Source organism: Roseateles sp., from assembly GCF_965262435.1.
Lineage (GTDB): Bacteria > Pseudomonadota > Gammaproteobacteria > Burkholderiales > Burkholderiaceae_C > Paucibacter_A.
The window spans coordinates 1,779,004-1,800,731 of sequence record NZ_OZ253537.1 but is presented as its reverse complement, the minus strand read 5'-3'; the positions used below and the strand labels follow the sequence as shown (position 1 = coordinate 1,800,731).

16 protein-coding genes are annotated in these 21,728 nt (G+C 68.2%); 14 read left to right on the top strand and 2 right to left on the bottom strand.

Going from position 1 to position 21,728, the window contains the following annotated elements:
• Nucleotides 1-283: 283 nt before the first annotated feature.
• From ACQY39_RS07720 to lplT, 13 genes are all read left to right on the top strand, one after another.
• A complete protein-coding gene (locus ACQY39_RS07720; RefSeq protein WP_428504981.1) occupies nt 284-2,437 on the top strand; it encodes a winged helix-turn-helix domain-containing protein in 2,154 nt (717 codons plus the stop codon).
• A 152-nt stretch (nt 2,438-2,589) separates the two neighbouring features.
• Entirely contained in the window at nt 2,590-3,597 is a 1,008-nt protein-coding gene (locus tag ACQY39_RS07715) for a Kelch repeat-containing protein (RefSeq protein ID WP_428504979.1), read from the top strand.
• The gene (locus tag ACQY39_RS07710; RefSeq protein WP_428504977.1) at nt 3,594-4,394 is read left to right on the top strand and encodes a hypothetical protein; all 801 of its coding nucleotides are present in this window, start codon (nt 3,594-3,596) and stop codon (nt 4,392-4,394) included. The genes ACQY39_RS07715 and ACQY39_RS07710 overlap by 4 nt, the downstream gene beginning before the upstream one ends.
• Before the next feature lie 152 nt (nt 4,395-4,546).
• A complete protein-coding gene (locus ACQY39_RS07705; RefSeq protein ID WP_428504975.1) occupies nt 4,547-5,542 on the top strand; it encodes a PEP-CTERM sorting domain-containing protein in 996 nt (331 codons plus the stop codon).
• 465 nt (nt 5,543-6,007) lie between these two features.
• Nucleotides 6,008-7,174 carry a sensor histidine kinase gene (locus ACQY39_RS07700; protein ID WP_428504973.1) on the top strand — a complete coding sequence of 389 codons (1,167 nt, stop codon included), beginning with the start codon at nt 6,008-6,010 and terminating at the stop codon, nt 7,172-7,174.
• Nucleotides 7,175-7,215: 41 nt separating this feature from the next.
• Nucleotides 7,216-8,028, top strand: a complete 813-nt coding sequence (locus ACQY39_RS07695; protein ID WP_428504971.1) for a LytR/AlgR family response regulator transcription factor — start codon at nt 7,216-7,218, stop codon at nt 8,026-8,028.
• Nucleotides 8,029-8,287: 259 nt separating this feature from the next.
• Nucleotides 8,288-8,947: a DUF2306 domain-containing protein gene (locus ACQY39_RS07690; RefSeq protein WP_428504969.1), complete on the top strand. Its 660-nt coding sequence runs from the start codon at nt 8,288-8,290 to the stop codon at nt 8,945-8,947.
• 64 nt (nt 8,948-9,011) lie between these two features.
• Entirely contained in the window at nt 9,012-10,352 is a 1,341-nt protein-coding gene (locus tag ACQY39_RS07685; RefSeq protein ID WP_428504967.1) for an SWIM zinc finger family protein, read from the top strand.
• A complete protein-coding gene (locus tag ACQY39_RS07680) occupies nt 10,349-11,938 on the top strand; it encodes a DUF5691 domain-containing protein (protein WP_428504965.1) in 1,590 nt (529 codons plus the stop codon). Before ACQY39_RS07685 ends, ACQY39_RS07680 begins: the two co-directional genes overlap by 4 nt.
• Nucleotides 11,935-13,029, top strand: a complete 1,095-nt coding sequence (locus ACQY39_RS07675) for an ATP-binding protein (RefSeq protein WP_428504963.1) — start codon at nt 11,935-11,937, stop codon at nt 13,027-13,029. Before ACQY39_RS07680 ends, ACQY39_RS07675 begins: the two co-directional genes overlap by 4 nt.
• Before the next feature lie 19 nt (nt 13,030-13,048).
• Nucleotides 13,049-15,316, top strand: coding sequence for a DUF5682 family protein (locus ACQY39_RS07670; RefSeq protein ID WP_428504961.1), 2,268 nt, complete (start codon nt 13,049-13,051; stop codon nt 15,314-15,316).
• Nucleotides 15,313-16,479, top strand: a complete 1,167-nt coding sequence (locus tag ACQY39_RS07665; RefSeq protein ID WP_428504959.1) for a VWA domain-containing protein — start codon at nt 15,313-15,315, stop codon at nt 16,477-16,479. The genes ACQY39_RS07670 and ACQY39_RS07665 overlap by 4 nt, the downstream gene beginning before the upstream one ends.
• 97 nt (nt 16,480-16,576) lie before the next feature.
• Nucleotides 16,577-17,866 carry a lysophospholipid transporter LplT gene (gene lplT, locus ACQY39_RS07660; protein ID WP_428504957.1) on the top strand — a complete coding sequence of 430 codons (1,290 nt, stop codon included), beginning with the start codon at nt 16,577-16,579 and terminating at the stop codon, nt 17,864-17,866.
• A gap of 25 nt (nt 17,867-17,891) precedes the next feature.
• On the opposite strand, the gene ACQY39_RS07655 is transcribed toward lplT, so the two are convergent.
• The gene (locus ACQY39_RS07655; RefSeq protein WP_428504955.1) at nt 17,892-19,145 is read right to left on the bottom strand and encodes a glycosyltransferase family 4 protein; all 1,254 of its coding nucleotides are present in this window, start codon (nt 19,143-19,145) and stop codon (nt 17,892-17,894) included.
• A 207-nt stretch (nt 19,146-19,352) separates the two neighbouring features.
• On the opposite strand from ACQY39_RS07655, the gene ACQY39_RS07650 reads away from it, so the two are divergent.
• The gene (locus tag ACQY39_RS07650) at nt 19,353-19,979 is read left to right on the top strand and encodes a hypothetical protein (RefSeq protein WP_428504953.1); all 627 of its coding nucleotides are present in this window, start codon (nt 19,353-19,355) and stop codon (nt 19,977-19,979) included.
• Nucleotides 19,980-20,038: 59 nt separating this feature from the next.
• Here ACQY39_RS07650 and ACQY39_RS07645 read toward each other — a convergent pair whose 3' ends face one another.
• Complete coding sequence (locus ACQY39_RS07645) at nt 20,039-21,688, bottom strand: aminotransferase class III-fold pyridoxal phosphate-dependent enzyme (RefSeq protein WP_428504951.1); 1,650 nt, start codon at nt 21,686-21,688, stop codon at nt 20,039-20,041.
• Nucleotides 21,689-21,728 lie beyond the last annotated feature (40 nt).

The following is a 21,728-nucleotide window of genomic DNA, read 5'->3' as shown; positions in this document are numbered from 1 at the left end:
GGATGCCGCAGGTCCATTTTCTTGCGCCTCGGTCTCGCCGCCCTCGGCCCCGATGGTTCAAGAAGCGGGCGGTGACGCACATGAGTGAGACCCCACGCACAGGCCTCTGAGCGCGGGGCCTTCCAGAGGCCAGGGTCGAGCCGGAACCGAGCGCCATAATGCCGCCGGATTCCATGGACTTTTCGCCCCTCACACCCGCTGCATCCAGGCTCATGATGAGCGCTCCACCCCGAAATCAGCCAGGTTCGCAGGCCCGGGCCGCGAGCCGAGCTGAGCGCCGCCCATGCTGAATCCGGAGCGCGAGCGTTTCAGCCTGGGCGACTGGATCGTCGATGCCCCGGGCAACCGCCTGCTCCGTGGCGAAGAATCGCGGCCGCTGCGCCACAAGGCCATGGCCCTGCTGGTGTTGCTGGCCCGCCATGCTGGCGAAACGGTCAGCCGCGACGAGATCATCGACAGCATCTGGGATGGCAATCGCTTCGTCGCGCCCAAGGCCATCAACACGGCCATCTGGGCCATACGTCAGGCCCTGGGTGACGACCCCGATGCACCGCGCTATCTCGAAACCGTAGCAAAGAAGGGTTATCGCCTGATCGCCCCGGTGGCCGCCCTCCCTGCTCCCGCCCGCGACGAAGCCACCGCGCAGCCTCCACCGGCCGAAGCCCCAGCCCGGAGAGACTCGCCGGCAGCGGCGCGCCCTGCACGCAAGCGCCAACTGGCCATGCTCTTGCTCATCACCGGGCTCGGCATGGCTGTGGCCTGGCTGCTGCTTCAAAGAGCCGAGCCTGGTTCACGCCCCTTGCCCTCGCCCGCATCCACAGGGCCCGGCACAGCCGCTTTGGCCCGTCCGACGCCGCTGACACAGACGCCAGGTCAGGAATACCTGGGCCAGCTCTCGCCCGATGGCCAGCAGCTGGCCTTTGCCTGGTGGCAGGGCCAGGGCGTGGGCCAGCTGTACCTGCGCCCTGCTGCCGACTTGAACGCCACGCCTCAGCTCATCAGTGCGGAGGGTGAGGAGGTCAACGGGCTGGCCTGGTCGCCCGATGGGCAGGCCTTGGCTTATGTGGCCACACGCGAAGGCGGGCAGTGCAAGCTCTGGCTGTACCACTTGAAAGCGGGCCGCCACCAGGAGCTCGCCCCATGCCTGCCCATGTTCACGCCCACGATCGACTGGTCGCCCGACGGAAAGTGGATCGCCTTCAGCGCCACGGCCGACGGCGTGGCCGGGCTGTTCTTGATTGCGCCCGACGGCAGCGGCCTGCGTCGCCTCAGCGCCTCGCCCCCTGCCGCCATGGCTGACCATCAGCCCGCCTGGTCGCCCGACAGCCAAGCCCTCGCCTTTGCTCGCCAAGACCCCGCAGACGGCAGCCGCGATGTGTACGAGATCACGCTAGACGGCAGGCTGGAGCGCCTGAGCCAGCTGAAGCTCTACTCGCTGCACGGTCTGACTTACGCCGCCACAGGCCGCGACCTGATCTTCTCAAGCACCCGTCAGGACACCCGGGTACTTTTGCGCTGGGATCGCGCCAGCGCCTCGGCCCAGCCTTTGGGCCTGGACGGCAGCGCGCCCAAGCGCAATGCCGACGGCAGCCTCGTCTACGCCTTGCTGCGCAACCACGTCAGCATCGCCAGCCTCGCTTGGGGCCAGCAGGCACAGCCCGAACGCCGCATCAGCTCGGTGGCCAATGACCGCGCGCCGGACATCCGGGGCACCCGGATCGCCTTCGTCTCCAACCGTTCCGGACAGCCCGAGCTCTGGCTCGCCGATGGCCAGACCAGCGCGGCCCGCCGTCTGACCCAGTTGGACAGCCAGGTGGCCACGCCGGCCTGGTCTGCCGATGGCGAGCGCCTGGCCTTTCTGGGCAGCTGCGGCCCCGGCAAACGCTTCGGCCTGTGTGTGCTCAAACCCGCTGACGCGAGCCTTCAAGTGCTGGCCGCCGACGCCGCCAACTACGGCCGCCCAAGCTGGCGCGCCGACAGCCAGGAGGTCTGGGTCAGCAGCGACCGCGGCGGGGCCTGGCAACTCTGGCGCTTTGCCGCCGATGGCAGCCAGGCGCCGGTCGCCGTGCCCACGCACATGCCGCCGGGTCGGGCCGTGCAATGGACGGCAGATGGCCAGAGCCTGGTCTACCAGCCGCGCCACGGCAGCACGCTGCGCCTGCGCAGCAGCGACGGCCAGGAGCGCGAGCTCGCGCCTCTGCTGCCTGGCGAAAGCCTGGTGGACTGGCGACTGGGGCCCCAAGGTCTGGTGGTGCTGAGCCGCGGCAGCCGCGAACGCTTCCGTGTGATCGAGCTGCGCAGCGGTCGCCAGCAGTCTTTGAGCGTGCATGCCCTGGGCACGTTTCCGGAGCTGGCCAGCTTCACGCTGGCCGCCGACGGCACTGCTTTGGTGGAAGTTTCCAACACCGCCGTGGCCGATCTGATGCAGCTGCGCTGATCCGAGGGCAGGGCCAAGTGCCTGTCACGCAAGGATAAATATCTTTTGGATGCGCTTTGGATCGCGCTTGGAGCGCTGCCGTCTTGCGATCCGGGCCCGGCTCGGGGCCTACTGAAAGCGCATCACGGCGATGCGCATATTCAGGAGACGCCATGAAAAGAAGAACGGTCACATCGAGCGTCTTGCTCTTGGGCCTGGTCAGTGCCTGCGGGGGCGGCAGCAGCAGCGCCGTGGCCGAGGTGTCCGCACCAGCACCCACCCGAGCTCCCGCGCCTGCGCCCGAGCTCCCCGCCGGCTGGTCGCGCCTGGCCGACATGCCCGCAGCAGTGGCCAAGTTCGGCGTGGCCGCACTGGGCGGCAAGATCTATGTGCTGGGTGGCTACGACACCCGGCGTGCCGTGATGGTCTATGACATCGCCAGCGACCGCTGGGCCAGCGGCACGCCGCTGCCGCGTGGCACCGACAACGTCGCCGCCCTGGCCAGCGCCGAGCGCCTGTACGCCATCGGCGGCGAGGCCCGCACCGCCCTCCAGGTTTACGAGCCCGCGACTGCCCAATGGCGCGCCGGGCCCAGCCTGCCGCGCATCAGTTTCGCCTCGGCTGCCGCCGTGCTGGAGGGCCGTCTGCACCTCGTCGGTGGTTGGAACTACAGCAACACCGCCAGCGCCTCGGTGGCCAGCCACATGGTGTTTGACCCAAGCAGCCAGTCGTGGAGCAGCGCCGCTCCCATCAGCACGGCGCGCAATGCCGCTGGCGCTGCGGTCGTAGATGGCCAGCTCTATGTCCTGGGTGGTCGCACACCCGGGATTCGCGCCAACGATCAGCAAAGCCTCTCCAGCTTGGAGGTGTACACGCCGGCCAGTGGGCAGTGGGCGGCGGCACCAGCCATGCCCACGGCGCGCGGCAGCCTCGCGGTCGTGGCGCTCGGCGGCCGTCTCTACGCCTTGGGCGGCGAGTCCACACCCGGCCAGGTCAGCAATGCCGTGGAACGCTACGACCCGCAGAGCCAAGCCTGGACCACACTGCCCGCCATGCCCTACCGCAGCCATGGCCTGGGTGCCGTGGTGGTGGGCAATGCCATCTATGTGATGGGCGGATTTGGGCAGGCGTCCGATGCCGTCGGCAGCGAGTCGGTGGCCCTCTACCGTTACCAGCCATGAAGCCCAAGCTCACACCCAGGTTGGCCGTGGCCGCGACCCTGATGCTGAGCGCATGCGGCGGCAGCCCCCTCAACCCTGAGGCCGGCGCCGAGGTCGGCAAGCCTCCAGACGTGGTCGTGCCCTCGGCCGAAGTGGCCGTGTTGATGATGGGCAACAGCCACACCTCGGCCAACGCATTGCCCCGGCAGCTGGAGGCCATGCTGGAGGCCCGATTTCCCGGCCGAACGGTGGCGGTGGTGGAGGCGCCGAACTGGCTTTTTCTCGACGAGCGCCTGGCCGACCCGATGAGCCGGGCCTTGCTGCGCAGCCGCCCATGGCTGGCTGTGGTGCTGCAGGCCCAGAAGTACAGCAGCAGCGGTGCTTACCACTACAGCACCACCGCCGCCGAGGAATGGGTCCAGGAGGTGCGCAAGGTCCAGGCCCTGCCAGTGCTGTTCCCCGAATGGCCGCGACGCGGTGTCAACGAAACCGCACGCATCTACGACTTGCATGTCTCCATCGCGCGCAAGCAAGCGGCCTGCGTGGCGCCCATCGGCCAGGCCTGGGACCTGTCCTTGACGCGCCACCCGGCCCTGACCCTGCACGCCAGGGACGGCAATCACTCAGCCATGGCCGGCACCCACCTGGCCGCCTTGATGCTCTACACCACCATCACCGGGGCTTCACCGCTGAGCCTGCCCACGCTGCCAAAGCTCAGCAGCCTCGACAGTACGGTGCAAAGCCAGCTGCGCCAGGTGGCGGCGGACACCGCACAAAGTGTTGCGCCGCGCCTGCATTGCCCGGAGGACAAGACCTGACCCCAGAGGGCTGAAAGTCCCAGGACCAGCGGCCCCAGCGAGGCTTGGGGCCGCAATTGACTTTCAACACCCCGCGGCCCGGGGAGTGCCAGATCGGCGCAGGCTCGGTACAAGCCCGGAATCCAATTCAAACCTCGTGAACAAAGGCTTCCGTGCGCAAGATCCTGACCCAGCCCAAGACTCGAACCCAACTGGGCCTCGCCGCCCTGCTCTGCGGCGCCGCGCTGAACGCGCAAGCCGGTGCCACCCTGGCCTTCGGCAGCAGCGCCGAAAACCAGGCGACCCAGCAGTTCGTCTACAACTTCCCCGATGCCGTCAGCTCGGGCAACTTCAGCAGCCAAGGCCCGGTCACGGCCGCAGCAGGCGGCGTGAGCGCAAGCGTCAATGCCTGGGCCGACCCCAGCACGGGCATGTTCAAGTCCATCGCTCAGGTCAAGATGAGCGGCTTCACCGAGCAGACCAATATCGCCGAAACCTACAGCCGGCTCGATGTGAACGACCTGCTGCGCTTTGAAGGCTCGGGCAGCACCGTGGCCGTCACCTGGACGCTGAACTACGACACCGTGTTTGCCGGCCTGGGCTTTGAAGCCTTTGCACGCGTGGGCGGCCTGTCGCACTTCATGCAAGCCAGCTCCTTCCGCAACCTGAGCTTGAGCTACGAGATCGCCAACCCCAGCTACGACCCCGGCGCCACCTGCACCGACCTCGGCAGCGACGGCATGTACTGCCCGCCGGAAACCCAGCAGTTCATCACCCAGCAAGAGGTCCTCTCCAAAGACCTGTTCCGCGAGGTGGCCCTCGGCGGCCCCAACGGCATCTACACCAATGGCGATGAAGACAACGGCCGCTACACCGGCCAGCTCACGCTGTCGCTGCTGCTGCCCACGCAGACCGACATCCGCCTGAGCTACACCGCCTACAACGGCGTGCGCTGCTTCCACCTGGCCAACTGCGATCTGAGCAGCGACGCCTCGCATTCGGACTACCTGGGCCTGCAAATCAGCCCCGGCGGCAGCTTCCACTCCGACAGCGGCTATCAGTATCTGGGCCTGGCCGCTGCCGTGCCCGAACCTTCGAGCGCCCTGCTCGCTTCACTGGGCTTGGTCGGCATCTTGGCCTGGCGTCGTCGCGAAAAGCAGCAAGGCTGAGGGGCCGATCAAACGCCAGAAGGCTGAGCTGACTGAGCCCTGGCGTTTCTCGGTTCATCCGTACGGACGGAAGCCGTTCTTGCTTGTTTGCCATGGCCCAGTCCGAGCTTTGATGTGAGAAGAGGCGTCGCCAAAGCTCTCACGGACGAGCCTGATGCTCAAGTCAGCCCGAGCCACACCGGTTGGGGTCGCCTTCGGCCGTTCGAGGCAAGCCCTCGCTTCGATCTGAACGTTTTGCGCCATGACCCACACAAGGCGGTGTCAGCAAACTGGAGGCAGATGTTGAACGTTGGTTTGGTCTAGACCGTGGCCGTCTAGGGAAGCTTCTTGGCAGCATGGGTGTGGTGCAAACAGCACCGCGGGCGGGCATGCGTTCGAGGCGCTGGCTCGTCGATTCGTGCCGGTCTGAAACCGCTGGTCGCAGGCCGGCCAGTCCATCAAGACCGCCCCCCTAAACTGCCGCGCATGAACCCACTGAGCAAGACCTGGCGGCGCGCGATCAGCACCGCTTTTGATGACCTCTGGTACATCGGCGCACCACGCCGCCTGCCCTGGTACGCCCACTGGGCCTTGATCGCCCTCACCGGTGCCAGCGTGGGCGCGGCGATTGTCCTTCTGGCTGCCCTGTTCAGCGGCAATCTGCTGCGCATGGCCTGGTGGTCGCCCAATCTGGCTTGGTCGATGCTGACGGGCATCATCATCATGCTGATCTTGCAGGGCAGCTTCAGCGCTTTGAGCTGGGCCGTCCCGGCTGAGCAACTCTCGCAATGGCGTGAGGGGGTGGGGCGTCGGCGCTGGCTGGCCTATATCGGCGTGCCGGCCCTGTGCAGCGTGCTGGGACTGATCACGATGGATGTCCTGATGCGATCGGTGGACACGGGCAGCCTGGCCCGACCTCGACTGCCCAGCTTCGGGCCGCTGGTCACTTTTCTAGCCAGCGGCACCCTGCTGGCCGGCCTGAGTTGGTGGCGGCTGCGGGCCCAGTTGCAGGCGCACAAGGTTCGCCAGCAGATGACCGAGGCCCAGCTGCGCCTTCTGCAGGCCCAGATCGAACCGCACTTTCTTTTCAACACCCTGGCCAATGTGCAGGGGCTGATCGACTATGAGCCGAACCTGGCCAAGCGCATGCTGGATGCCTTCACCGTCTACCTGCGCGCCAGCCTGCAGCAGATGCGCGCCCAAGACGTGAGCCTGGGCGAGGAACTGGAGTTGGTGCAGAGCTATCTGACCGTTATGCAGTGCCGCATGGGCGCGCGCTTGCGTTGGCAGCTGGACATCCCCGATGAGCTGCGTGCTGCCCGCATTCCACCGCTGCTCTTGCAGCCCTTGATCGAAAACGCCATTCACCACGGCTTGGAACCGCAGATTGAGGGTGGCCAGCTCGCCCTGCGCGCCCGCATGGACGGCCAGGGTCTGTGCATTGAGATCGATGACGACGGCATCGGCCTGGCCGCTGCGCAGCAGCGCCCCCGACGTGGCAACGGCGTGGCTCTGAAGAACATCCGCGAGCGACTGTGTGCCGCCTATGGACCCGAGGCCAGCTTGCAATTGCAAACAGGCGCGAACGAACAAGGCACCCGCGTGCGCCTGACCTTGCCGCGTCTGCACCCACAAGCGACGCCTGCCATTTGACGACTCCCGATATCAAGCTGAAGCCGATGAGCACCGCCCCCATGCCCCGCCCCCGCGCCCTACTGGCCGACGACGAACCCCATCTGCTGCGCGTGCTGCAAGACCGCCTGCACGAGCTCTGGCCTGAACTGGAGATCGTGGCCACAGCCCTTCATGGCCGCGCGGCGGCCGAGCAGATCGGACGGCTGCAGCCGGACATCGCCTTCTTGGACATCCAGATGCCTGGGCTGACCGGCCTTGAGGTGGCACAAGGCATTGAAGGTGCGACCCGCGTCGTGTTCGTGACGGCCTATGACGCGCATGCGCTCAGTGCCTTTGAGCACGAGGCTGTGGACTATGTGCTCAAGCCGGTGCAGACAGAGCGGCTGCAGCTGACGGTGGACCGCTTGCGCCGCGCCTTGGCGAATCGTCCCGGGCAGCCATCCCTTGTTGATGCGACGCATGCCGCACCGACCCCGCCTTTGCAAGATGCTGCCCAGCTGGCCAAGGTGCTGGCTCAGCTGATGCCCAGCGCCACAAGCGCTCAACCGATGCTGCGCCATCTGCGAGCCAGCCATGGCAGCAGCACTCACATCATCCCGGTCGAGGACATCCTCTACCTGCAATCCGACGAGAAATACACCCTGGTTCGCACGGCAGCGCACGAGTACCTGATCCGCAGCTCCATCCTGGAGCTGGCCAGCCAGTTGGACCCGCAGCGCTTCTGGCAAGTGCATCGCGGCACCCTGATCAATGTGGACCACCTGCTGTCCACCCGTCGTGATGACAACGCCAGGCTCTTGCTGAAGATGCGCGGCCATGAGCGCGAGCTGCCCGTGAGTCGCGCCTATGTGCATCTGTTCAAGGCGATGTGAGCGCTGTCAGGGCAGGCGGCGAATGTCAGTCAGTGCAGCCGCCGCCATCGACGGCCCAGGGCGGGTGTTCAAAGGCAGGCCATTGAATTTCATTCAGAAAATGGAATTCACCTGAATCTGCGCGCCCCCAGCAGATTGCGAACTATTTTGACAAAACCAATCCGACGACTCACTGGCATCGGCCGCGATTCGGCTGCGCACCGTTTCATTTACTAGGCGACCATCTACTAGTTTTCGCGTTAGGCATCAAGGAAAACCTATGAGCAAGAGAATCCTGTGGAGTTTGATGACACTGTCTGCAGTTCTTGTGGCGCTTTATGCCATCGGGCTGCTTGCCGCGCCAAGCATCAGGCCACCCTTCATTCAAAACCTATTTTCAAAATTCCCCGGCCTCACATCAATACATTTCATAGGCGGCGCCATTGCAATAGTCGCCGGAGCCTTTCAGTTCAGCGCCTCGCTGAGAAGCAAGCACCTGTCACTGCACCGCTTGCTCGGTCGTTTTTACGTTGGAGCCATATTGTTCAGCGGCGCTGCCGGCCTTGTTTTGGCCATCAATTCCATTGGCGGCCCCTATGTGCAAACAGGGTTTGGCTTGATGGCTATATTTTGGCTGGCCACCACATTCAAGGCCTACCAGCTGATTCGCAATGGCGACGTCAAAGCCCATGAGAACTGGATGACACGAAGCTATGCAGTCACCTTGGCAGGAGTTACCTTGAGACTCTATCTTGGTATCAGCGTCGTTTTGGGGATCAAGTTCTTTGATGCGTACCCCGTTTTGGCGTGGATTTGCTGGGTTCCGAACTTGTTAATTGCCGAGCTGCTCCTACGTCACAAGGCAAATATCGCCAAAGCGTTCAGCAGGCCCGGTCTGTCTGATTCGTACCAAGCAAGAGCCGTGCGCCGCATGCCGTAGACTGCGCCCACAACACTTGGGCGACAGCAAACCAAGAGAGCAAGCAATCAGGGAGTGGCCCAGCATGACGCTGAGCATGGAGGGGGTTCTGGCCCTCGCACCGGACGAGTCCTCGATCAAGGCCGCGCGGGGCCTGCAGGCGCCAGGCGGCTGGCCGCTGCTGGGCGCCAGCCCGCGCGCGCTCTGGGGCGAGTGCAAGGGCAGTGGCGCCAAGCCCTACCAGACCCAGGTCGATCTGTCCGGCCCCGCCTTCCGCTGCAGCTGCCCCAGCCGCAAATTCCCCTGCAAGCATGGCCTGGCCCTGCTGATGCTGCATGTGCAGCAGGCGGCACTGTTCCAGGCGAACAGCGAGCCGCCGGCCTGGGTCAGCGAATGGCTCGACGCCCGCGCCGAGAAGGCGCAGAAACAGGAGAGCCGAGCGGCATCGTCGGCGCCAGCGGCCCCATCGAACCCCGAAGCCGCCGCCCAGCGCGAGACGCAGCGCTGGGAACGAATCACTCTGGCTGGCCAGGACCTGCAGCGCTGGCTGGCCGACCAGCTGAACCAGGGCCTGGGGGCTCTGAATGCGCAAGGCCTGAAGACCTGGCAGTCCATGGCGGCCCGTCTGGTCGATGCGCAGGCGCCCGGCCTGGCCCAGCGCCTGCGCGAAGCCGCCGCCGGTGTGCACCAGGGTGCCGACTGGCCCGAGCGCACGCTGGCACGCCTCGGTCTGCTGCAGCTGGCTTGCGAGGCGCTGGCGCGACGGCAAGACCTGGCCCCTGCCACCCAGGCGGAGCTGCGCCAGCTGCTCGGTTGGCCGCTGGAGCGAGTCGATGTTCTGGCCGGCGGCGAGCGCGTCGACGATGCCTGGAGCGTGCTGGCGTCCTTCAGCGAGGAGCGTGAGGACCGGCTGACGGAACGGCGCGTCTGGCTGCACGGCGAGTCCACGGGTCGGCGCGCCCTGCTGCTGGACCATGCCTTCGCCGGCCGCGGTTTTGAGCAGGCCTGGCTGGTGGGCAGCCGGCAGCGCGCCGTCCTGGCGTTTTATCCCGGCAGCGCCGGACTGCGGGCGCTGTGCACCGACAGCCCGGTGCAAGACGGCGCGGCTCGCTGGCCTGCCACCGAGCTGGCGCAGGAGTGGCAGGCCCTGGCCGAGCGCGTGGCCGCCAGCCCCTGGCAGGCTTTGCAGCCTATGGTGTTGAGCAAGGCCGTGCTGCTGCGCGCGGGCACGCAATGGCAGATCGCCTGCGAGGGTCAGGTCTTGCCTGCCAGCATTCCCGACACCCAGGCATGGCAGTTGCTGGCCCTGCAGGGTGGGGCAGCGCTGGGCCTGATGGGCGAGTGGGATGGCCGCACGCTGCGCCCGCTGAGCGTCTGGAGCCCTGCGGAGCCCGCCCCACTCTGGCTGCTCGGAGCCGCGTCATGAGCAAGGGCAACAACAAGAGCAGCAACAGCAGTGCCTGGGCACCCTTGCTGCCCGCCGCCATGGTGGGCACGCAGCGCCACGCCCTGCCGGATGGCGCCGCCTGGCCGGGCGCGATCGGCGCACTGATTCAACAGGCCCAGCAGGCGGCCGCCGACCCCGCCCTCGGAGCGCTGCGCAGCGCCGCCGTGCTGGCGGCCTGCGGCCTGGCCGGGGCACGCGGGCTTGAGCCTGCGCTGGGCTTGCCGGAGGCCGCGCCTGCCGAACGCGTGCCGGCGCCGCCGCCCGGCCCGCTGAACGAGGGCCTGGCCTGGGTCTTGCAAGAAGGCCCGGCCCAGCTGCAGCACGAGGCCTTGCTGCGCCTGGCCGACCTGGGCCTGCGCCTGCCGCATGGTCTGCTGCCCCAGGCACTGGAGGCCGGCCGGCGCTCTTTGGCGCTGCGTGCGCCGCTGCTGCCGGTGCTGGGTGCACGCGGCCTGTGGCTGGCGGCCCAGCACGCAGACTGGGCCTGGGCGGCCGGTGTGGCCGGCGCCGATGCCGACGACCCCAGCCAGTGGAGCGAGGGCAGCCTGGCCCAGCGCTGCGCCTGGCTGCAGCGCCTGCGTCAGCGCGACCCAGCGGCCGCTCGGGCCGAGCTGGAACAGGCCCTGCCCTCGCTGCCGGCCAAGGAGCGCGCCGACTTGCTCGGCGCCCTGGCCACCGGCCTGGGGCCGGAGGATGAAGCCCTGCTGGAGAGGCTGTGCGCCGACCGCAGCCGCGAGGTGCGCCAGCGGGCCCAGGCCATGTTGCGGGGCCTGCCGGACAGCGCGCGGGCGCATCGAGCGCAGGCCTGCGTCGCGCGCCTGCTGACGAAGCAGCGCCGCATGCTGGGCGCGGATCGCTGGCTGGTCGATGCGCCGGCCCAGGCCGATCCCGCCTGGGCCGGCGACCTGGCCGAGCGGCCGCGCCACGACACGCTGGGCGAGCGGGGCTGGTGGCTCTGCCAGCTGGTCGGCCAGATCCCGCTGCGCTGGTGGACCGAGCAGCTGACCATGGAGCCGCCGGCCCTGCTGACCTGGGCAGCCGGCACCGACTGGCAGGAGGCCCTGCTGCGCGGGTGGCACGAGGCCTTGCTGGCCGCGCCCGAGGCGGCCTGGTGTGATGCCTTGCTGGCGCGCTGGCCTCAAGAGCTTTTGCATGTGAGCGACCATCTACTGATGCGCGCACTGCCGGCGGAGCTGCGCGAACGCCACTGGCTGCGCCGACTCGGCGCGCAGGGAGCGGCAGCCTTGATCCCGGCCATGCAGGACTTGCGGGCCAACTCGGCCCCCGGGCGGGTGCTGAGCCCGGCGCTGTCACAGGCGTTGGCCACCCAGCTGGCACACAGCATCACCGCCGGTGCGCTGACGCACGACGCTTCGCTGCGCTTTCACCTGAGCGAGATCTTGTGCCTGCTCCACCCCCGCTCGCTGGACCTGCTGCCGGCCTGGCCACGCAGCGCGGACGAGGCCGGCGGCTTGAGCGATCTGCTGGCCAGCTGGGAGCGGCTGCTGCAACTGCGCCGGGCCCTTTTTCATTCTTCTTCCTCCGCCACACCGACATCCTCATGAACGCACCCACCACCCCCGTGCTGCGCCAGCATGCCGAGACGCAGTTCGCCGAAGAGCTGGCCGAGCTGAGCCGCCAGGACACGCGCCAGCGCCCCGAGAACTGGGCGCTTTCGCCCTGGGCCGTGCTGCGCTATCTGATGGGCGGCACGCTGGACAACGGCTTCGAGATCAGCCCCAAATACATCGGCAGTGCGCGCCTGATGGAGGTGGCCGTGGCCACGCTGGCCACCGACCGCGCGCTGCTGCTCTATGGCGTGCCCGGCACGGCCAAGAGCTGGGTCTCCGAGCATCTGGCCGCCGCCATCAGCGGCGACTCCACCCTGCTGATCCAGGGCACGGCCGGCACCAGCGAAGAGCAGCTGCGCTATGGCTGGAACTATGCGCAGCTGCTGGCCCACGGCCCTTCGCAGGCGGCCCTGGTGCCCAGCCCGCTGATGCAGGCCATGCGCCACGGCAAGATCGCGCGCGTCGAAGAGCTGACCCGCATCCCCGCCGATGTGCAGGACAGCCTGATCACCGTCTTGTCCGAGAAGACCCTGCCCATCCCCGAGCTGGGCAGCGAGGTGCAGGCGGTGCGCGGCTTCAGCGTGATCGCCACCGCCAACAACCGGGACAAGGGCGTCAACGAGCTGTCCTCGGCGCTGAAGCGGCGCTTCAACACCGTGGTGCTGCCGGTGCCGGCCAGCGAGGACGAGGAGGTGGCCATCGTCGTCAAGCGGGTGGCCGAGATGGGCCGCTCTCTGCAGCTGCCGGCCGAGCCGCCGGCGCTCAAGGAGGTGCGGCGCCTGGTGCAGATCTTCCGCGAGCTGCGCAATGGCAAGACCGAGGACGGCAAGACCCAGCTCAAGTCCCCCAGCGCCACGCTCAGCAGCGCCGAGGCAATCTCGGTGATCAACAGCGGCCTGGCCCTGGCCGGCCACTTCGGTGACGGTGTGCTGCGCCCGCATGATCTGGCCGCCGGCCTGATCGGCGCCGTGGTCAAGGACCCGGTGCAGGACCAGCTGGTCTGGAACGAATATCTGGAGACCGTCGTCAAGGAGCGCAGCGACTGGAAGGACCTGTACCGCGCCTGCCGCGATCTGCAAGGCTGAGACGGTCAAAAGGCGCCTCATGCATTTCTTTGGCATCCGCCACCACGGCCCCGGCAGCGCGCACAGCCTCTTGCAGGCGCTGCAAGCCCTGCAGCCCGACTGCCTGCTGGTCGAGGGCCCGCCCGAAGGCGAGGCCCTGCTGCCGGCCCTGCTGCACGAGCAGATGCAGCCGCCGGTGGCCCTCTTGAGCTACTGCCCGGATGAGCCCCGGCTGGCCGTCTACCACCCCTTCGCCGAGTTCTCGCCCGAGTGGCAAGCCCTGCGCTGGGCCTTGGGCGCCGGCGTGCCGGCCCGCTTCATCGACCTGCCCCTGGCCCAGGAGCTGGCCCTGCAGAAGGCCGCCGCCGCTGACGAGGCCCCTGACGCAGCGCCCGACAGAGAGCCCGAGCACGGCCGCAGCGCCGACCCGCTGGGCTGGCTGGCCCAGGCGGCCGGCTATGCCGATGGCGAGGCCTGGTGGAACCATATGGTGGAAGAGCGCGGCGATGGCGAGGCCCTGTTTGCGGCCATCGAGGAGGCCATGACCGCACTGCGCGCCGAGGCCCCTGCGCACGGCGGCGCTGCCCCCCGTGAGGCGCAGCGCGAAGCCCTGCGCGAGGCGCAGATGCGCCAGGGCCTGCGCCAGGCTCAGAAGGACGGCTTCACCCGCATCGCCGTGGTTTGCGGCGCCTGGCACCTGCCGGCGCTGCGGGCCAAGACCACGGCCAAGGCCGACCAGGCCCTGCTCAAGGACGGGCTCAAGGACGCGCCCAAGCTCAAGGTCCAGTCCACCTGGGTGCCCTGGACCTACCAGCGATTGAGCCGTGCCAGCGGCTACGGTGCCGGCATTGCCGCACCGGGCTGGTATGAACATCTGTGGCACTGTGCCCAGGACCCCAGCCACCGGCCGCGCGCGGTGGGCTGGTTGGCGCGGGTGGCGCGGCTGCTGCGCGAACGCGATCTGGACTGCTCCAGCGCCCACCTGATCGAGGCCACCCGCCTGGCCGAAAGCCTGGCCGCGCTGCGAGAACGCCCGTCCCCCGGCCTGGCCGAGCTGGACGAGGCCTGCCGCGCGGTGCTGACCCTGGGTGACGAGAGCCAGCTCCGCTTCATTGCCGACGCCCTGGTGGTGGGCGACCGCCTGGGCAGCGTGCCGGCCGACGTGCCCACCGTGCCGCTGCAGCGCGAGCTGGCTCAGGCGCAGAAGACGCTGCGCCTCAAGCCCGAGGCCCTGGAAAAGACCCTGGACCTGGATCTGCGCCAGGCCAATGACCTGGCGCGCAGCCAGCTGCTGCACCGCCTCACCCTGCTGGACCTGCCCTGGGGCCGGCTGGCCCGACTGGGCCGCAGCGCGCGCGGCAGTTTCCACGAGGTCTGGACCCTGCAGTGGCAGCCCGAGTTTGCCTTGCGCCTGATCGAGGCCAGCCCCTGGGGCCAGACCCTGGCAGGGGCCGCCAGCGCCCGCGTGGCCCAGCGCTGCGCCGAGGCCGCCCAGCTGGCGGAGCTGGCGGGCCTGGTGGACGCCGCCCTGCTGGCCGATCTGCCCGAGGCCGTGGCCGCGGCCACACGGGCGCTGCAAGACCGTGCCGCGCTGAGCGGCGATGCCGGCCAGCTCCTGGGCGCACTGGCGCCCCTGGCCCAGGTGTTCCGCTACGGCAATGTGCGCGGCACCGATGCCGCCCTGGTCAGCCAGGTGCTGGACGGCCTGATCCTGCGCGCCGCCCTGGCCCTGCCGCTGGCCTGCGGCGCGCTCGACGAGAGCGCCGCCGAGGCCCTGCGCGAGGCACTGCTGGCCGCCCACGGCGCGGTGGCGCTGCGCCAGAGTGAGGTGCAGACCGAGGCCTGGCAGCGCGCGCTGGCCCAGGTGGCCCGGCAGCAAGGCGCCCATGAGCTGCTGCAAGGCCTGGCCACGCGCCTGCTGCTGGATGCCGGGGTCTGGGAGGCCGAGCAGGTCGCCACCGGCCTGTCCCTGCACCTGTCCAGCGGCAGCGAGCCGGCCCGCGCCGCCGCCTGGCTGGACGGATTCCTGAACCGCAACGCCCTGGTGCTGCTGCATGACCGCACCGTCTGGGGCCTGGTGGACGCCTGGCTGGCCGGGCTCAGCGAGGCGCACTTTCAGGCGGTCTTGCCCCTGGTGCGGCGCAGCTTCTCCAGCTTCGGCGCCAGCGAACGGCGCGAGCTGGGCGAGCGCGCGGCCCAAGGCGGCAGCGGGCAAGCAAACGCTGAAGCAGCGGCTCCGAGCTGGGACCCGGCACGCGCCGAACTGGCCCTGCCTCTGCTGCGTCAACTGCTGGGGATCAGCGCATGAGCGACCACACGACACGGCTGCGCCGCTGGCGACTGGTGTTAGGGGGAGAAGCCCAAGCCAGCTGCGGCGCTCTGGACGGCCCGCTGGCCGAGATGGACCAGGCCCTGGCCGCCCTCTACGAGCCCGAAGGCCCCGGCGGCCTGGCCCGGCGCCCGGGCGGGCGCGGCGGCTCCAACCCGCAGGTGGCGCGCTGGCTGGGTGACATCCGCAAGTACTTCCCCGGCTCGGTGGTGCAGGTGATGCAGCGCGACGCGCTGGAGCGACTGAAGCTGCGTGACATGCTGCTGCAGCCCGAGATGCTCAACACCCTGCAGCCCGATGTGCATCTGGTGGCCAGCCTGCTGGCCCTGGCCTCGGTGATTCCGGCCGGCACCAAGGAGACCGCGCGGCGGGTGGTGCGCCAGGTGGTGGAGGCCTTGATGCAGCGTCTGGAGGAACCGATGCGATCGGCCGTCAGCGGCGCACTGGATCGCAGCCAGCGCAATCGCCGGCCGCGCCATGCCGAAATCGACTGGCACCGCACCATACGCGCCAACCTGCGCCACTGGCAGCCCGAGTACCGCACCGTGGTGCCGCAGACCCTGCTCGGCTATGGCCGCAAGGCGCGACGGCCGCAGCGCGAGGTGATGCTGTGCATCGACCAGAGCGGCTCGATGGCCCATTCGGTCGTCTACTCCAGCATCTTCGGCGCGGTGCTGGCCTCGCTGCCGGCGGTGGCGACAAAACTGGTGGTGTTCGACACCGCCGTGGTCGATCTCAGCGAGCAGCTGGACGATCCGGTCGATGTGCTGTTCGGCGTGCAGCTGGGCGGCGGCACCGATATCAACGGCGCGGTCGGCTACTGCCAGTCCATCATCCGCGAACCGCGCAACACCATCCTGGTGCTGATCTCGGACCTGTACGAGGGCGGGGTTGAAGAAGGCCTGCTGCGCCGCGCGGCCGAGCTGGTCGAGGCCGGGGTGCAGTTCATCACCTTGCTGGCCCTCAGCGACGAAGGCGCGCCCGCCTACGACCGCGGCCTGGCTGCCAAGCTGGCCGCGCTGGGTGTACCTTCCTTTGCCTGCACACCGGACGCCTTCCCCGGCCTGATGGCCGCCGCGATCCGGCGCGACGACGTGGCGGCCTGGGCGGCATCGCAGGGCTTGGTGACGCAGGGTACTTGAGGCTGGAGCAGGCCTGCCTGTCACGCCTGTTTCACACCCCCCTGTCACGCTGCCGTCTTTCTTCTCATCGCCCGCGACAGCGCAGCGAGCCCGCCCCATGCCCCCTGGCTTTCACCGGCTGATCGCGGCCCAGTTCGCCTCGGCCCTGGCCGACAACGCCTTGCTCATCGTCACCATCGCCTTGCTGGTCGAACAGGGCTTTCCGAGCTGGTGGGCGCCGCTCTTGAAGTTCGGCTTCACGCTGTCCTATGTGCTGCTGGCGCCTTTTGTGGGGCCGCTGGCAGATGCGGTGCCCAAGGCGCGGCTGATGGCCTGGATGAATGGCGTGAAGATGGTCGGCGTGCTGGGCTTGCTGGCCGGCGTGCATCCGATGGCAGCCTTCACCTTGATCGGCTTTGGCGCGGCCGCCTACGCGCCGGCCAAGTACGGCCTGGTCACCGAGCTGGTGCCGGCACAGGGCCTGGTGCAGGCCAATGGCTGGGTGGAGGTGTCGGTGGTGGGCGCGGCCCTGCTGGGCACGGTACTGGGTGGGCTCTTGGTCAGCCCCTGGTTGCTGGGCTCGGGCCTGTATGCCGCTGCACGTGAGGGTTTGGAATTTCTGGGCTTGGCGAATGCCAGCGGCCTGAGCCTGTCCATCCTCGCGCTGATGCTGGTCTACGGCAGCGCCAGCTGGCTGAACCTGGGTGTGCCGGACAGCGGCGCGCGCTACCCGGCCTGCACCTTGAAGCTGATGCCGCTGCTGCGCGACTTCAACGCGGCGAATATGAAGCTCTGGCGCGATGCCGAGGGCGGGCTCTCGCTGGCGGTGACCACCATCTTCTGGGGCTTTGGCGCCACCTTGCAGTTCGCCGTGCTGCGCTGGGCGGCCGATGCGCTGCAGCTGCCGCTGAACCAGGCGGCCTATTTGCAGGCGGCCGTGGCCGTGGGCGTGGTGGGTGGCGCCGCCGCGGCCGGGCGCTGGGTGCCGCTGCGCGCGGCCCGCAAGATGCTGGGCTTCGGCGTGCTGCTGGGCCTGCTGGTGCCGGCCGTGGCGCTGGCACCGGGCTTGCCCTGGGCCCTGCCCTTGCTGGTGCTGGTCGGTGTGGTCGGTGGCTTGTTGGTGGTGCCCTTGAACGCGCTGCTGCAGCACCGCGGCTTTTGCCTGCTGACGGCCGGCCGCTCGATCGCCGTGCAAGGCTTCAACGAGAACGCCAGCGTGCTGGGCATGCTGGCTCTGTACGCCGTGCTGCTGCGGCTGGACCTGCCCATCATCATGGTGATGAGCGGCTTCGGCCTCAGCATCGCGGCGACCATGGCCCTGCTCTGGCGGCGCGATGCTAGGCGGCACCGGGCCGCGCAGGCGAAAGAACAGGACGCGCAGAACCTGCCAGACAGCGCCCTGCTCTGAGCAGGACGCGCCGGTCAAGGCCCGATCAAACCGCCGGACGCTTGGTCTTGCCGACCAGGCCCGGGCTCAGGCTCACCGGCTGGGCCGCACGCAGCATCACGGTGTCGAGCACGCCTTCGAAGCGGGCAACGATGGTGGACCAGTCCAGCTCGGACGCAGTCAGGGCAGCGGCGGCGCCCATCTGGCGGCGCAGCGCGGGCTGGCCGGCCAGATGCGTGGCGGCGCGCACAAAGGCGGCCGTATCGTCCATGGGCGCGAGCACGCCGTTCTCGCCATTGCGAATCAGCTGAGCGGCGGCCGCGTAGTCAAAAGCCAGCACCGGCAGGCCGCTGGCCATGGCCTCGGTGGTGACGTTGCCGAAGGTTTCGGTGAGGCTGGGGAAGAGGAAGAGGTCGCCGGAAGCGTAATGCGCGGCCAGGTCCTCGCCCTTGCGCTGGCCGGCGAAGATGGCCTGCGGCCAGCGCGCCTGCAATTCCGCCTGCTGCGGGCCACTGCCCACCACCACCAGGCGCGCCCGCGGCTGCACCTGCAGCACGGCTTCAAATGCCGCCGTCAAGGTGGCCAGATTCTTCTCGGGCGCGATGCGGCCGACATAGACCACGACCAAGTCATCCTCGGCCACGCCCCACTCGGCACGCAACGCGGCACTGCGCCGGCTGGGCGAGAACTGCTGGATGTCGACACCGCGCGACACCACCGTCAGCTGCTTGAAGCCACCGGCCTCGAGGTCGCGCTTGAGCGCCTCGGTCGGCACCATGGTGCACTGGGTGCGGTTATGGAATTTACGCAGGTAGGCCATGATGGGCTTGTAGAGCCAACCAATGCCGTAGTGCCGGCTGTAGGCATGGAAATTGGTGCGGAAGTCGGAGCTGACCGGCAACTTCAGGTGCACGGCAGCCTGCAGGGCCGACCAGCCCAAGGCGCCCTCGGTAGCGATGTGCACCACATCGGGCCGGTGCACCGACCAGAGCTGCACCAGCGCTTTCTTGGACGGCACGCCCATGCGCAGATTGGGGTAGCGCGGGATCGGCAGGCCGCGCATCAGCACCTCGTGGAAACGCACCGTGCGCTCGGCCGCGTCGCTGGCGTCCTGGCGCGGGCGAATCAGCTGCACATCGTGATTGCGGCGGTGCAAGCCCTCGACGATGCGCGCCAAGGTCATCGCCACCCCATTGACCTCGGGCGGGTAGGTCTCGGTGACCACCGCAATCCGCAGGGACCGCTGGGCAGCGGGGTAGTTGTCGACAACGATGCTGTCCGCGCTGGGTGTGGGTTCCATGGCCGCATCTTGCCTAGGCCACATCACAGTTCCGTGACAAGTCCGGCCACCGCACGGCGAAAACGCCGGGCCGCGATGGTCACGCAGTTTTCATGCAGCGGCGTCACCATCGCGTCACGCAGGCCGAACCGGGCTGCGCTCGCTCCGTTGTTTTGCCTTTCCCTTCGCCGGTTCCTTTCTTTCACCCTCACACAACCGAGGTGACGCGTGCGCCACAACATCTTCAAGAACATCGCAGCCGAGCTGCGCGTGCAGCGCTGGGACGACCACCGCTACTACCACCACAGCCGCATCAACCAGAGCCTGCATCTGCTCAGCGCGATCTGCTTTGTCATTTCCTACGGCCTGCTCTTCGTTGACCCCGCCATGGCCGCCCTGCTGGCCTGGACCGTCTCCATGACCAGCCGCCAGGCCGGTCACTTCTTCTTCGAGCCGCGCGGCTACGACGAGGTCAACCAGGCCACCGACGAGCACAAGGAAGAAATCAAGATCGGCTACAACATCCGCCGCAAGATCGTGCTGCTGGCTGTCTGGGTGGCACTGCCGGCCCTGCTCTGGCTGCAGCCCTCGGTGTTCGGCCTGATCGAGCCCGCCACCGACTTCCGCGGCTTCCTGCATGACGTCGGCATCTCCTGGCTGTCGCTGGGCGTGGCCGGCCTGCTGTTCCGCGTGCTGCAACTCTGGCAGCAGCAAAGCCTGATGACCGGCCTGACCTGGGCCACCAAGATCATCACCGACCCCTTCCACGACATCTGGCTGTACCACAAGGCGCCGCTCTACCTGCTGCGCGGCGAACTGATCGACCCGATGGACCACGTCAAGCACGGCGGCTGAAGCGCCGAGCGAGAAGCAACAGGGCGCCGCGAGGCGCCCTGTTTTTCGCCCGCCTCGGATCAGAACCGTTGCTGCAGCATCTCGCGCAAGACCGAGCGGCGGATGGACTTGTTGGTCAGCCCCTCGTCCTCCCACCACCAACCATCGGCCTGCATGCATTTGCAGGCTTTGACGAAACGCTGCAGCACCGCCTCGAAGTCGGCATCGCTGTAGTTGAGGCTGAAGATCAGCCTTCCTGTGCCCACCCAACTCAGAGCCAGCCCTTGTTCACGCAGATAGAACTGCAGCATCCAGTTGTAGCGCGAGGGTTGGGTGTAGAACACCGTCCAGACCGACTGCAGCTGGGCGATCTGCACCGGCACATCGGCCGCCTGCAGCGCTTCATTGAAGTGCTGCGCGCGCTGTTCCCAGCGCTCGTCGGCCTGCGCGTAGATGGCCTTGACGGCCGGCGACTCCAGGCGGTCGAGGAAGGCACTCATGGCGCCCATCACATAGGGGTGGGCATTGAAGGTGCCGCGGGCAAAGCAGATGTCGGCCGGCCGCTGCTCGCGGAAGCGCTTCATCAGATCGCGCTGGCCGCAGACCACACCGACCGGCAGACCGCCGCCCAGGGTCTTGCCATAAGTGACCATGTCGGCGCGCACGCCGAAATACTCCTGCGCGCCGCCGGGCGCCAGGCGGAAGCCCAGGAACACCTCGTCGAAGATCAGCACGATGCCGCGCTCGGTGCAAACCTCGCGCAAAGCCTTGAGCCAAGTGGTGTAGGCCTCGCGGTCAAAGCCGGCGCGGCGGCCGCTGTCCAGAAGGGACGAATCACCCGGCGCGCCCTTGTTCGGGTGCAGGGCCTGCAGCGGATTGACCAACACGCAGGCGATGTCGCGGCGCGTGCGCAGCACTTGCAGGCTGCGCGGGTCCAGGTCTTCCAGGGTGTAAGTCTCGCGCGGCGGCAGCGGGTTGCCGGGGCCGGGCTGCACATCCTCCCACCAGCCATGGTAAGCGCCGCAGAAGCGCACGAGATGCTTGCGGCCGGTGTGATAACGGGCCAGCCGCACGGCCTGCATCACCGCCTCGGTGCCCGACATATGGAAGGACACCTCGTCGAGCTTGGAGATGGCTTTGAGCCGCTCGACGTTGTCGGCCACGCAGGGGTGGTAGGCACCCAGCACCGGCCCGAGCTTGTGAGTCAGGGCGATGCCCTCGTCCACGCAGTCGCGGTAGAAGTCGTAGCCGAAGACATTGACGCCGTAGGAGCCGGTCAGGTCGTAGAAGCGGTTGCCGTCCAGGTCTTCCACCATCACGCCGCTCGAGGCCTGCAGAAAGCTGCCGCTCTTCAGGTGCTCGCGCAGATAGGGGCTGTACTGGAAGGGCACCCGGTAGCTGCCAGTGAACTGCAGGTCGGAGATGCCTTCACGGGCCCGCGCCGTCATGGCAATGCTTTTCTCAAAACGATCCGAATACACCGCGCACAGGCGCTGAAAGCCGGCGCGGCGCTGCGCGGCCACGGCCGGCGGCGCCTCGTCGGAGGCAAAGAAGCGCGCCTCGTCGTAGGCGTAGCCGGGAATCCAGCCGGCCAGGCGCTTGGCCATGCGCGAGTGCCCGGCCAGCGAACGGTGCTTGGCCCGCGACAACTCCAGTCGCCGCTTGGCCTTGGGCAAGGTCCAGGCCAGCGCGGCCAGGGCCAGCGCCGAGAGAGCAAAAGTTTCATTCATTCCACGTGCCTACCTGGTTGTCGCCGCCTGCTTGGCAGCG